At 64.5% G+C, this 13,007-nt stretch carries 10 protein-coding genes and 1 tRNA gene; 7 read left to right on the top strand and 4 right to left on the bottom strand.

Annotated elements, in window-relative coordinates; translation table 11 throughout:
* Nucleotides 1-93: 93 nt before the first annotated feature.
* The 6 genes from ACP16H_RS16775 (at nt 94) to ACP16H_RS16750 (ending at nt 5,469) form a co-directional block, all read left to right on the top strand.
* Nucleotides 94-1,281, top strand: a complete 1,188-nt coding sequence (locus tag ACP16H_RS16775) for an ABC transporter substrate-binding protein (RefSeq protein ID WP_425073397.1) — start codon at nt 94-96, stop codon at nt 1,279-1,281.
* A 101-nt stretch (nt 1,282-1,382) separates the two neighbouring features.
* Nucleotides 1,383-2,252, top strand: a complete 870-nt coding sequence (locus ACP16H_RS16770; protein ID WP_425073396.1) for a branched-chain amino acid ABC transporter permease — start codon at nt 1,383-1,385, stop codon at nt 2,250-2,252.
* Nucleotides 2,253-2,254: 2 nt separating this feature from the next.
* Nucleotides 2,255-3,238, top strand: coding sequence for a branched-chain amino acid ABC transporter permease (locus ACP16H_RS16765; protein ID WP_425073395.1), 984 nt, complete (start codon nt 2,255-2,257; stop codon nt 3,236-3,238).
* Nucleotides 3,235-4,017 carry an ABC transporter ATP-binding protein gene (locus ACP16H_RS16760; RefSeq protein WP_425073394.1) on the top strand — a complete coding sequence of 261 codons (783 nt, stop codon included), beginning with the start codon at nt 3,235-3,237 and terminating at the stop codon, nt 4,015-4,017. Before ACP16H_RS16765 ends, ACP16H_RS16760 begins: the two co-directional genes overlap by 4 nt.
* A 12-nt stretch (nt 4,018-4,029) precedes the next feature.
* Nucleotides 4,030-4,743 carry an ABC transporter ATP-binding protein gene (locus tag ACP16H_RS16755; RefSeq protein WP_425073415.1) on the top strand — a complete coding sequence of 238 codons (714 nt, stop codon included), beginning with the start codon at nt 4,030-4,032 and terminating at the stop codon, nt 4,741-4,743.
* 9 nt (nt 4,744-4,752) lie between these two features.
* Nucleotides 4,753-5,469: an aspartate/glutamate racemase family protein gene (locus ACP16H_RS16750; protein ID WP_425073393.1), complete on the top strand. Its 717-nt coding sequence runs from the start codon at nt 4,753-4,755 to the stop codon at nt 5,467-5,469.
* Between the two features lie 319 nt (nt 5,470-5,788).
* Here ACP16H_RS16750 and ACP16H_RS16745 read toward each other — a convergent pair.
* A tRNA-Arg gene (locus tag ACP16H_RS16745) sits at nt 5,789-5,866 on the bottom strand.
* A 231-nt stretch (nt 5,867-6,097) separates the two neighbouring features.
* On the opposite strand from ACP16H_RS16745, the gene ACP16H_RS16740 reads away from it, so the two are divergent.
* Nucleotides 6,098-8,089, top strand: a complete 1,992-nt coding sequence (locus ACP16H_RS16740; protein WP_425073392.1) for a YgiQ family radical SAM protein — start codon at nt 6,098-6,100, stop codon at nt 8,087-8,089.
* Between the two features lie 3 nt (nt 8,090-8,092).
* Here ACP16H_RS16740 and ACP16H_RS16735 read toward each other — a convergent pair whose 3' ends face one another.
* The 3 genes from ACP16H_RS16735 to ACP16H_RS16725 form a co-directional block, all read right to left on the bottom strand.
* Nucleotides 8,093-9,421 carry an RsmB/NOP family class I SAM-dependent RNA methyltransferase gene (locus tag ACP16H_RS16735; protein ID WP_425073391.1) on the bottom strand — a complete coding sequence of 443 codons (1,329 nt, stop codon included), beginning with the start codon at nt 9,419-9,421 and terminating at the stop codon, nt 8,093-8,095.
* Nucleotides 9,422-9,615: 194 nt separating this feature from the next.
* On the bottom strand, nt 9,616-10,920 hold the full coding sequence (locus ACP16H_RS16730; protein ID WP_425073390.1) for an HlyD family type I secretion periplasmic adaptor subunit: 1,305 nt from the start codon (nt 10,918-10,920) through the stop codon (nt 9,616-9,618).
* Nucleotides 10,917-13,007: a type I secretion system permease/ATPase gene (locus ACP16H_RS16725; RefSeq protein ID WP_425073389.1), complete on the bottom strand. Its 2,091-nt coding sequence runs from the start codon at nt 13,005-13,007 to the stop codon at nt 10,917-10,919. Before ACP16H_RS16725 ends, ACP16H_RS16730 begins: the two co-directional genes overlap by 4 nt.

The raw sequence follows: 13,007 nt of genomic DNA, 5'->3' as shown, positions 1-13,007 counted from the left end.
AACAATCGTCTTCTTCCGGCAGCGTACCACGCATGTGGACAAGCGCACCCCGGCCTGAGGAGCGCCGGAGGAAGGTCAAGGGAGGAGAACACAATGAACCGAAGAACAATCCTGAAGTCCGCCGGCGCGGTCGCGGCCCTGTCCGCGTTCATGGCTGGCAGCGCATGGGCCGAGAACCCGGTGCTGAAGATCGGCTTTGTCGGCGTGACCAGTGGCCCGGCGGCAGCCTGGGGCATTTCGAACCAGCGTTCGATGGAAACCCGCGCCGCATGGATCAACGAGACCGGCGGCTACACCATCGGCGACGTGACCTATGACATCGAGATCGTTTCCTTTGACGACCAGAAGGACCCCAAGCGTGCCATCGCCGGTATGGAGAAAATGGCGCAGGAAGGCATCCACTATGTCGTCGGCCCGAATGTCGATGACGGCGCGGCGGCCGTGCGCCCCGTGGCAGAGGCCAACGGCATCATGTATTTCCCCTACGCCTTCCCGAAGGAGCTGTATACGGCGCCCGCGTCGAACGCGGTTCTGGGCATGGTCGCCAACTACCAGTCCGGCCCGGCGATCTACAAGCACCTGATGGAGAACGAAGGCGTCAAGACGGTCGCCTTCATTGCGGCAAACGAGTCCGATCCGCTCAGCCAGCGTGATGGCGGTGTTGCCGCTGCCAAGGAGCTGGGACTTGAGGTCGTGTCCGACAACGTGACCTACCAGGTGGACACCACCGATTTCACCCCGGTTCTGACCCCGGTGCTGCGATCCCAGCCCGACCTGCTGGTGCTGTCCGGCGTTTCGCCCGCCAACGCGCCGCAGCTGATCCGGTCGGCACGCGAGCTGGGCTTTCAGGGGCTGATCTCGACCGAAACCGCGCAGGACGCGCAGGTTCTGGCCGAAGGCGCGGGTGAACTGGCCAATGGCTTCATCTCGGTCGGTGGCGCGTCGACGCCGGAACTGGCCTCGGATGCGATGCGTGAATTCGTGCAGCGCTACACGGACATGTTCGGCGAGTACAACGACGAGTCGAACACCAAGGTCTATGCGCTGGAATACATCCTCGAAACGCTGAAGGCGAACCCCGAGGCCATGACCGACGTGCAGGCCTTCCAGACCACGATGGACACGTTCGAGGCCCCGAACCCCTACATGGTTGGCGACGCAAAGCTGCGGTATGTCGGCGACAGCTCGTTCGGGCAGAAACGCCAGGTCGCGGTGCCGCTGGTGGTGAATGTCTATCAGGACGGCAAGTTCGAGACCCTGTTCGTCGCCGAAGTCGACTGACCCGATCCCTTGTGCCTGATCCCGGTGGGTCAGGTTCGGATCATATGATCTCCGGTCCCGGATGCGGGGCCGGAGCCACAGAGATATTCGACAGGGACAGGATGGAACAGATACTCGCAAACGGGGTCTACCTGGGCGCGCAATACGCGATGATCGCCTTGGGATTGACCCTGATTTTTGCCCTCATGAACGTGCTCAATTTTGCCCACGGGCAGATGTACGTGCTGGGCGGCTTTGTCACATACACAATTTACGGCCAGTTGGGGCTGCCCTTCGTTCTGGCCTTGGTGATGTCCTGCGTGACCCTTTTCATATTGGGCGCGCTGATCGAGAAGTTCCTGTTTGCCCCGGTCATCCGGCGATCGTCCCGCGATGAAAGCACGATGCTGCTGGCGGCAGGTCTGGCGTTCTTTTTCGACGCGGTGATCCTGCTGCTGTTCGGGGAAAAGCAGCGGGGCGTGCCGAAAATCGTCAATGGTGTCCTCAACTGGGATTTCCGGCTGATCATGCCCTATGACCGTATCCTGATCTGCGTTCTGGCGATCCTGTCCATCGTCTCGTTCATCCTGTTCATGCAGTATTCCAGGACCGGCCGGGCACTGCGCGCGCTGGCGCAGGACCGCACCGCGGCGCAGCTGATGGGCGTGAATGTGGATCGCTACTCGATGATCGGCTTCGCGCTTGGCGCGATGCTGGCCGGGCTGGTCGGCGGGCTGCTGGTGACGATCACCGGGGTGAACCTCGGGATGGGCGGGCCGACCTCGATCAAGGCCTTCATGATGGTGATGATCGGCGGCGCGGGGGTGATCTCGGGTGCGATCTGGGGCGGTATCATCCTCGGCTTTATGGAAGCCTTCGGCCTGGCCTACCTCGCGCAATACGGCGATATCACCTACTTGCTGATCTTCGTATCGCTGATGATTTTCCTCGCCATCCGGCCGCAGGGCCTGATGGGCAAGCCGTGGGGATGATGATGTTCAGACTTTCGACATTTCAATGGGTTGGCCTTGTGGTCTTTTTCCTGGCCGTGTTCGTCATCGTGCCGATGGTGATCGCCTCCACGGGCCGGACCGACCTGTTCTTTACCCTGACGTCCGTCGGCCTGCTGGCCATTGCCAGCGCCGGAGTCTGGCTGACCTTCTACATCGGCCGGATCAATATCGGTCAGGGGGCGTTTGCGCTGCTGGGGGCCTATGTGTCGGCCATCCTCGTGACCAAGGCGGGCATGTCCTTCTGGCTGTCGCTGCCGCTGGCGGGGGTGTTCGCGGCCTTCGTCGCGGTGCTGATCGGCCTGCCGATCCTGCGGCTGCGCGGCGTTTATTTCGCGATGATCACGCTGGTCCTGACGCAGGTCTTTACCCTGACGGCGCTGGCGCTGCCGATCACCAATGGCGCGAAGGGCATCACCTCGATCCCGCTGCCGGGTGGGGTGTCGATCTTTGGGATCACGCTGATCCCGGATTTCGCCACGCTGGAGAACCCGCGTCAGGCCTTCTACTTCACCACCGCCGTGCTGATGGTGCTGACCTATGCGGCGCTGTACCGGATCGTGAATTCGAGGCTGGGGCACCTGTGCCGGTCTATGCAGCAGAACGAGGAACTGGCCAGCTCCATCGGGGTCAACATCTCTTATATCCGCATCCTGATCTTCGCGATCTCGTCCTTCTTTGGCGGGATCGGCGGGGCGATGTTCGGCTCGATCGCGCAATCGGTCTATCCCTCCAGCTTCCAGGTCGCTGACAGCGTGAACTTCATGCTGAACTGCTTTCTCGGCGGGCTTGGGTATGTCTTTGGGCCGATGCTGGGCACGCTGGTGCTGTATTTCGGCTGGGATCTGCTGTTCGAGCTCGGCAAGTACCAGATGCTGGTCTATTCGAGCCTGCTGATCGTCCTGATGCTGTTCCTGCCTAACGGCCTGCTGAGCCTGCGCATGCGCAAGCCGGGAGGCAAGAAATGAGCGCGCTTCTCGAAGTCCGGCACGTCACGAAGAAATTCGGTGGCCTGACCGCGAACAACGACATCAGCTTTGACGTCAAGGAAAACGAGATCCTGTCGGTGATCGGGCCGAATGGCGCGGGCAAGTCGACGCTGTTCAAGATGATCTCGTCCTTCCTGCCCACCAGCAGCGGCGAGGTCCTGTACAAGGGCGAGCGGATTTCCAACCTCAAACCGCATGTGGTGGCCCGCAAGGGGATCGTGCGCACCTTTCAGGAAACCACGATCTTCAAGTCGATGACGGTGCGTGAAAGCATCGTCGTGGCGCAACACCTGCGGGCCAAGGCCTCGCTTGCCGGGTATTTCTGGGGCAGCAGGACGGCGCATGAGGACGTGGAAAGCTTCGGCATGTATGCCGATGACCTGATCGACTTTCTCGGGATGACGGCCATTGCCAACGAGCAGGCGTCCAACCTGCCGCAGGGCAATCTGCGCGCGCTTGGCATTGCCATCGGGCTGGCGACAGATCCAAAGGTGCTGTTGCTGGACGAACCCTTTGCCGGGATGAACCACGACGAGACCATGCGGATGGTCGACCTGGTGCGCAAGGTCAGGGACGAGCGTGGCGTCACGGTCCTGCTCGTCGAACATGACATGCCGGCCGTCATGAAGATTTCCGACCGGATCGTGGTGCTGAACTTTGGCGAGAAGATCGCGGAAGGAACCCCTGTGGAAATCCAGAACGACGCGCGGGTGATCGAAGCCTACCTGGGCAGCGCCGATGACGAGATTGGGATGTAAGCCATGAGCAAGATGTTGGAATTCAAGGACGTCGAGCTTTATTACGACCATGTTTATGCGCTGAAGAAGGTGTCCATCGACCTCGAGAAGGGCGAGACGGTCGCGCTGATCGGGGCGAACGGGGCGGGCAAAAGCTCGATCCTGCGGGCCATCACCGGACTGGCGAAACCGCGCTCGGGCAGCGTCTCATTCGAAGGCAGGCGCATCGACGGCATGAACCCTGCGGATATCGTGGCAGGCGGCATCGCCATGGTCCCCGAAGGCCGCCGCGTCTTTCCCTTCATGAGCGTGCGGGACAACCTGCTGATGGGGGCCTTCACGCGGGCAAAGGATTCAGGCGTGCAGGATACGCTGGACAGCGTGCTGGAGCGGTTCCCGAGACTGAAGGAACGCTACAAGCAATCCGCGGGCACCCTGTCGGGGGGCGAACAGCAGATGATGGTGATCGGCCGCGCCCTGATGGCCAAGCCGCGCCTTTTGCTGCTGGACGAACCCTCGCTGGGGATTGCGCCGAAGCTGGTGCAGGACATCGCGCGGTCCATCGTGGCGATCAACCGCGACGAAGGCGTTTCGGTCCTGCTGGTCGAACAGAACTCACGCATGGCGCTGTCGATTTCCCACCGGGCCTATGCGTTGAGCACCGGAAATGTCGTCATCGAGGGCAAGTCAAAGGAGTTGCTGCACGATGACCGGATCAAGGCCGCCTATCTTGGCGGCGACATGTAGGACCACCCAATGAAACTCCTGCTGATCAATCCCAACACCACGGCGTCGATGACGCAAAAGGCGGCGGTTGCGGCGCGCAAGGTGGCGCGCCCCGACACCGAGATCATTGCGACCAATCCGGCCCACGGCCCTTACAGCATCGAAGGATTCTACGATGTGGCGCAGTGCCTTCCCGGCCTGCTGGAAGAGGCGGCCCGGCACAAGGATGTCGATGCCGTCATCATCGCCTGTTTCGACGACACCGGCCTCGATGCGATGCGCTGTCTTGTCGATGTGCCGGTCATCGGCATCGGTGAGGCGGGCTATCACGCGGCGTCGATGGTGGCGCATCGGTTTTCCGTGGTGACGACGCTCAGCCGTTCGGTGGCGGGCATCACGGACAACCTGATGCGGTATGGTCTGGCGACGAAATGCGCCAGCGTGCGTGCGACCGATATTCCGGTGCTCAAACTGGAGGAGGGCGACCCTGCCTGCCTCGATCAGATCCGGGACGAGATCAGGGCTGCCATCTCGCAGGACAAGGCCGAAGCCATCGTCCTGGGCTGTGCCGGCATGGCCGATCTGATGCAGCAACTGTCCGCGGAATTCGGGATCCCGGTGATCGACGGCGTGTCCTGCGCGGTCGGACTGGCAGAGGCGATGGTCGCAGCGGGCTTGTCGACCTCCAAAGCCGGGGCCTATGCGGCGGCGGTTCACAAGCGACCAGCCGCCGAATTGGCGCAATGACGTGCGGGGAGCAGCCCGGTCCGATGAATGGTGGTCTGCTCCCTGCCGACCTTCCGTCTGCGAGAATGCTGCGCGACGGGTGAATGGCCGGTCTGGTGGACCTGCGGCGGGGCATCAGGGTGATGAATGGAAGGCAGCTGAGGGCTGAGTCGCGTCGTCGCAATCTTGCTGGACGGGGCGAGGGGGCAAGGCACTTCAAGGACAAACTGCGCAGGTCCCACGGGCCAAACAGTGAAACCTCTCAGGGACAGGATGCCCGCCTCGGGAACCGGGCTGGCGGATTGCATGATCTTTTGTGCCGCAGCATTTTCAGATGAGTTGGCGAGCCGTGGAGGACTCGAACCCCCGACCTGAGAATTAGAAGTTCCCTGCTCTGATCCAGCTGAGCTAACGGCCCACTCATGCGACGGAGATATCAGTGAAAAGCCGCTGCCTGTCAACTTGGCAACTGGATCTTCGGGACGGTCCATCCGGTGATCGACCGCGACGCCCGAAGCCGCGCCTTTGGGCGTCCGGTGTCGGGCGGAGGCGGAACTTTGCCCCGGCTGCTTGCGCGAGGCCGGATAGCAATTGAGTTCGTCCTGGCGCTGGATTAAAAAGACAAATGAAAAACATCTCCGAAAAAGCCATGAACCTTCAGACGAGCCGACCCTCCGCCAGCGCGCCTGCAGCGCCGTTCCTGCCGATGAGCCAGGCTGAAATGTCTGCCCTGGGGTGGGAGGCCTGTGACATCATCCTCGTCACCGGCGATGCCTATGTCGATCACCCCAGCTTTGGCATGGCCATCATCGGGCGTCTGCTCGAGGCGCAGGGCTATCGGGTCGGGATCATCTCGCAGCCCGACTGGACCTCGGTGGAGCCGTTCAGGGCGCTGGGACGGCCAAGGCTGTTCTTCGGGGTGACCGGCGGCAATCTCGATTCCATGGTCAACCGCTACACCTCTGACCGGAAGTTGCGCCATGACGACGCCTATACTGCCGGAGGGGAGGGGGGCAAACGGCCCGACCGCTGCACGATCGTCTATACGCAGCGCTGCCGCGAGGCCTTCAAGGACGTGCCCGTGGTGCTTGGCGGGATCGAGGCGTCGCTGCGCCGCATCGCCCATTACGACTATTGGTCCGACAAGGTGCGCCGGTCGATCCTGGCGGATGCCAAGGCCGACCTGCTGCTCTACGGAAATGCCGAACGCGCCGTGGTCGAGGTGGCAAACCGGCTGGCCGCGGGCGAGACGGCACGGGACCTTGACGACATCCGGGGCGTTGCCCTGTTCCGCGCCGTGCCGGACGGGGTCACGGAATTGCCTGCGGACGATCTCGATTCGGCGGACGAGGCCGCCAGCCGCGCGCCCGGTGACACGGTGATCCGCCTGCCGTCCTTTGAACAGGTGACCACCGACAAGGACGCCTATGCCCGCGCCAGCCGCGTGTTGCATCGCGAGGCCAATCCCGGCAATGCCCGCGCGCTGGTGCAGCGCCACGGGGACCGCGACCTCTGGCTCAATCCGCCGCCGATCCCCCTGAGCACCGAGGAAATGGACGCGGTCTACGACCTGCCTTATGCCCGCGCGCCGCATCCCTCCTACGGCGATGCCAAGATCCCGGCCTGGGACATGATCAAAACCTCCGTGACCATCATGCGGGGCTGCTTTGGCGGCTGCACCTTCTGTTCGATCACCGAACACGAGGGCCGCAAGATCCAGAGCCGGTCCGAAGCCTCGATCCTGCGCGAGATCGAGATGATCCGTGACAAGACGCCGGGCTTCAAGGGCGTGATCTCGGACGTGGGTGGGCCCACGGCCAACATGTACCGGATGGCCTGCAAGGACCCAAAGATCGAAGCGGCCTGTCGGCTGCCGTCCTGCGTCTTTCCGCAGATCTGCCCGAACCTGAACACCTCGCATGACGACCTGATCCGGCTGTACCGCAAGGTGCGCGAGGTGGACGGGATCAAGAAGGTCATGGTGGCCTCGGGCGTGCGCTACGACCTGGCCGTCGAAAGCCCCGAGTATGTCGAGGAACTCGTCACCCACCATGTTGGCGGCTACCTCAAGATTGCGCCGGAACACACCGAACGCGGTCCGCTCGACGTGATGATGAAACCGGGGATCGGCACCTATGACAGTTTCAAGGAAATGTTCGACGCGGCGGCCAAGAAGGCGGGCAAGGAATATTACCTGATCCCCTATTTCATCGCGGCGCATCCCGGCACCACAGACGAGGACATGCTCAACCTCGCGCTCTGGCTGAAAAAGAACCGCTACCGCGCCGATCAGGTGCAGACCTTCCTGCCGTCTCCGATGGCGACGGCCACGGCGATGTATCACACCGGGGTCAACACGCTGAAGGGTGTCCGCCGGGGCGCGACAGAGCAGGTCGAGACGGTGCGTGGCGGGCGGCAGCGTCGTCTGCACAAGGCCTTCCTGCGGTACCACGATCCGGACAACTGGCCGCTCTTGCGCGAGGCGCTGAAATCCATGGGGCGCGCCGATCTGATCGGATCGCGGGACGGGCAGCTGGTGCCGGCCGGTCAGCCGGTGCGGGGCGGCAAGAAGGGGCCGCGCCGGCCCAATTCGAGACCGCAGAAGTTCACCACGAAGGGCGTGCCGCTGCCGAAACGCTAGGTCTCAGCCTGCTGGCGTTTCGGACTCCGCTGGCGGCTCGGGCGCGCGCTGGAGCACCGCCGCAAAGAAACCATCGGTGCCGTGCCGGGCAGGGGTCAGCGACAGGCAGTCGCCCGCGACCTTCCCGGCCAGCTCCGGCGCGACCTCGCCCAGCGGAACCAGACGGAAGGTCGGATAGGCCGCGAGAAAGGCGGCCACCCGGTCTTCGTTCTCTGCGGGCAGCATCGAGCAGGTGGCATAGACCAGCCGTCCACCCGGTTTCACCAGCCGCGCCGCACTGGCAAGGATGCGTCCCTGCAAGGCGACCAGCTCGTCCAGACCGAGATCCGGCGCGCGCCAGCGGGCATCCGGGTTGCGGCGCCAAGTCCCGGTGCCGCTGCAGGGCGCGTCGATCAGCACGCGATCGTACCCGCCCTTGCGCCGCTTGACCCAGCGGTCCGATTCACTGGTCAGCAGCCGTGTCTGGACGTTGTGCAATCCGGCGCGCCGCAACCGCTCTGCGCAGCGTTTCAGGCGCGCTTCGTTGATGTCGCAGGCGACCACATGCCCCCTGTTGTCCATCTGGCTGGCCAGCGCCAGCGTTTTGCCGCCCGCTCCGGCGCAGAAATCCACCACCCGCTCGCCGGGGCGGGCATCGACCAGCATCGCCACCAGCTGCGAGCCTTCGTCCTGGATTTCCACCTCGCCGGTTTGCAGCTCGTCGAGGCGCGCCAGCGAAAAGCGTTCGTTGACGCGGATGCCCTGCGGCGCAAGTTCCGTGGGTTCGGCGTCCAGCCCGAGGCGGTGCAGGGACCGCAGGACATCCGGGCGGTTGGCCTTGATGGGATTGACTCGCAGGTCAATCGGCGGCGGTGTCAGCGTGGCCGCCATTTCAGGCGCGAAGTCCGCGCCAAAGCGGTGCCGCAGCGGGTCCGCCGCCCAGTCGGGGCATTCCAGCTGCACCTCTTCCGGCATGTCGGGATGGCTCGGCGTGTGGCCCCGCAAGCCGCGCACCAGCCTCTCCTCGGCCGCTGTCAGCGCGGCGGGCGCGAATTTCGCGCCGTCGAACAGGCGCTGAACCTGTTCGAGCGTCTTGCCCTCTGCCAGCACCAGCCAGGCCAGCAGCCGGTTGCGCGGAGCGTCGGATTGCCCTTGCCGGTCCAGCCACCAGCCCAGCCGGGCCTGATGGCGGAGAAGGTTGTAAAACAGCTTCAGGATGGCCCCGCGATCCGCGTCACCGACATGGCGGCGCGTCCGGAAGAACGAAGACGTCACGGCATCCACCGGCCGCGAGACGGCCGCGACGTCGCGAAGAAGATCGAGCGTGATGTGCAGGCGGGCAGCAGGGGTCAAGGCGGGCCAACGTGTTTGGGAACGGGTGGGGCGACCGGGTGTCCCGGGGCGCAGGGTTTGGCCTGCCGCCCGGGGCCTTCCGGCCAATGCGGGGTGTTTACCGGCAACCACCGCCTTTGGAAACCGGCTTTCGCCGCGAGAGGGCAGGCGACGTTTGCCGTGCCGACCCTGCGGCATCGGGCAGAGCCGACCCGTCAGTCGCGGAAGGCCCGGTCCTTCACCCGGACGACCGGTCGCGTGAGATATTCCAGCACGCTCTTGCGCCCGGCGAGAAAGTCGACCTCGGCCATCATGCCCGGAATTACGTCCAGCGCGTTGCCGTCGATATCGGTCAATTGCCCGGAATAGACGATGTCCACGACGAACACCGATGTCTGCCCGTCCGGGGCAATGATGCTGTCCGCGCTGATCCGCGTGACGCGGCCCTCCAGCGTTCCGTAGCGCGAACTGTCATAGGCCGTCAGCTTGATCTTGGCGGTCTGATCCGGGCGCACGAAGGCGATGTCGTCGGGCAGCACATAGGCCTCCAGCCGGGTGTCCTCGCCGATGGGCACGACCTCTGCCACGGCGGCCCCCTGCGTGACGACGCCGCCCATGGTGGTCACCAGCAAACGGTTGACGATGCCGTCCACCGGCGCGCGGATTTCGGATCGCGTGGCGCGCACCTGAAGGGCGGGCAGGCTCTGCTCCAGAATACCCAGCTGGCTGACGGACTGGCTCAGCTGTTGCAGCGTCTCGGCCCGGAACCGCGCATCCAGTGCCCGCAACTGCTGCTCCTGCTCGGCGATCTGCGCCTTGATCCGCGCTTGCTCGGCCTTTGCCAACGCGATGCTGCTTTCCCGTTCGGCGCGGTCCCGGCGCAGGCGGATCAGCGTCGTCTCCGGCTCGATCCGGCTTTTGACCAGCGGCGCCACAAGGGCGATTTCCTCGTTCACCAGTGCCAGCGCCGTGACTGCAAGGCTTTCCTCGGTCTGCACCCGCTCCACTTCGCGTTCCAGCGTCAGGGTCTTGGCCGCGACCTGTGCGCGCTCGCTTTCAAGCTGGACCTTCCGGCCTTCGTACAGCGCCCGCTCCGAGGCTGCGACCAGCGGAAAGGCCGCCTCCATCTCGGGCGGGAAGGTCAGGGGCTGCGCGTCGCGCTCTGCCTGCAGGCGCGTGATCTGCACCTTCAGGACGCCAACCTTTTCCAACGCCTCGTTGTAGACGGCGAGCAATTCCTGCGGTTCGAGCCGAAACAGCACGTCACCGGCGGCGACACGCTCGCCGTCGCGCACGCGGATCTCGGTGATCTGGCCGGTCTCGGCGGCCTGCACGACCTGCAATTCCTCGGAGGTGACGATCCGCGCCTGCGCCCGGATCACGTCGTCGATCTCGGTGTTCGCGGCCCAGAGGGCAAAGCACGCGGTCAGCGACACCACGGCAACCAGAATCCACGAGGCCGCGATGGGCGGCTTGCCGTTGAGACTGCGCGAGATCCGGCGAAAGTCGGGGGCGCTCATTTCCGGCCTCCCTTCATCCGGGCCAACAGGGCGTCCTTGGGGCCGTCGTGCGCGACACGCCCGTTTTCCAGCACGATCACCCGATCGACCAGCGCCAGAAGCGCCGTGCGGTGGGTGATCAGCACCAGGGTCCGGTCGGCCACTTCTTCGCGCAGGGCAGAGATCACGCGTTCCTCGGTCTGGATGTCCATGTTGGCGGTCGGCTCGTCGAGCACGAGCACCGGCGGATCGCCGATCAGCGCCCGCGCCAGCGACAGGCACTGGCGCTGTCCGCCCGACAAGCCGCGCCCGCCTTCGGCGATTTGCAGGTCATAGCCGTGCGGATGTTTGCGCAAGAAGCTGTCCGCCCCGGAAATGCGCGCCTTTTCATGGATATGCGCGTCATCGTAACGCCCGGACCCGGCGGCGATGTTTTCCTTGGCCGAGCCGGAGAACAGCCATGTGTCCTGCAACTGGACGCCGATATTGCGCCGCAGGTCGCCCGGATCGACGGCGCGCAGGTCGATCCCGTCGATCAGGATGCGCCCCGCTTTGGGGCTGACCAGCCCCAGCAACAGCGACACCAGCGTCGATTTCCCGGACCCGACCGGCCCGAGGATGGCGACCTTCTCGCCGGGTTTGACGCGGAACGAGACCTCTTCGAGCGTATTGCCCTGCGGCCCCTCGTAACCGAAGGTCACGCGGTCAAAGGCGACGTCCCCGGTCAGCCGGTCATGGGCCAGCCAGTCACGGCCCACCGGGCGATCCACCTCGGCGTTCATCAGGTTGTCGATGCTGCGATACGCGGTGACCGACTGGTTGATCCGCGTCAGCACCTGCGCGATCTGCGCCAGCGGCCCCAGCGTTCGCCCGGTCAGGATCACCGAGGCGATCAGCGCGCCCATGGACACCGTCCCGTCCCGCACGAGGAACACCCCGACGAAGATGATGAGCACCTGCGCCACCTGCTGAACCGATCCGGTGAGGTTCAGCGCCAGCTGCGAGATCGCGCGCGCGCGCGCGGCGTGAGAGGCATGATGGCCGACCGTGGCGTTCCAGCGCTCGCGCAGGATCGGCTCCAGCCCCGAGGTCTTGATCGTCTCGAGTCCCTGGATCGTTTCCACCAGCACGGATTGCTTGGAATGGCCGTCGCTTTCGTTGGCCCTGGCCAGCCGGGCCAGCAGCGGCTGCACCGCCAGCGCGATGAGGATCACCACCGGCACGGCCAACCCGGCCACCAGCGCCAGAGGGCCACCGACCAGGTAGATCACGAAGATATAGACAAAGATGAACGGCAGATCGACCATGGCAGTCACGGTCGCGGAGGTGAAGAAATCCCGCAGCGTCTCGAACTCGCGCAGCGACGAGGCCAGCGCGCCGGTGGACATGTTGCCATGACCAAGCCGCAGCCCGAGGATCTGTTCATAGATGCGCCGCGCCATCCTCGCGTCGGCCGTCCGCCCGGAGGTATTGATGAAACTGGCGCGCAACGATTTGATGAGAAAGTCGAAGAACAGCGCGATGCCGATGCCGGCCGTCAGGGCGATCAGCGAGTCGATGGCATCGTTCGGCAACACCCGGTCATAGACGACCATGGTGAACAAGGACGTCGACAGCCCCAGAAGGTTCGAGATCGCCGCCGCCATAAGCACCTGCACATAGGCCCAGCGATGCTCTGCCAGCGCGGACCAGAACCAGTGCCCGCGCTCCTGTTCGCGGCGGGTCTCCCGCAACAGGCGCAGCGCGTGGCCGCCGTAATGCTCCGCCAGCGTCTGTGCCGATACGACCGCCTCCTCGCCCGAGGCGGGATCGAAGACGCGCCACTCGGAACCTTCGCGGGCCAGCACCGTGAAGGGCGTGCCGTCGTTCTGGAACAGCAGGATCGGGCAGAGCGCCGGGTCCAGATCCGCCAGCTTCATCGGCCCGAATTGCGCGGTGAACCCGGCGTGCTGCATGGCGCGCACGCCATCCTCGATTCCGTAGGGACGGTTGACCCCTTCGAACACCGCGTGCAGGCCGACCCGGTTGACCGGACGGCCCAGACGTCGGCTGAGGTCCATCAATGCGATTTCAAGCGGGGTGAGGTCCGCCGTGGTCTGTGCGGTCAT

Origin of the sequence: Sagittula sp. S175 (assembly GCF_049800975.1) — a bacterium.
Classification (GTDB): Bacteria; Pseudomonadota; Alphaproteobacteria; order Rhodobacterales; family Rhodobacteraceae; genus Sagittula.
Note: the sequence above shows the minus strand (reverse complement) of the source record. Positions and strands in the feature narration are given on the sequence as shown.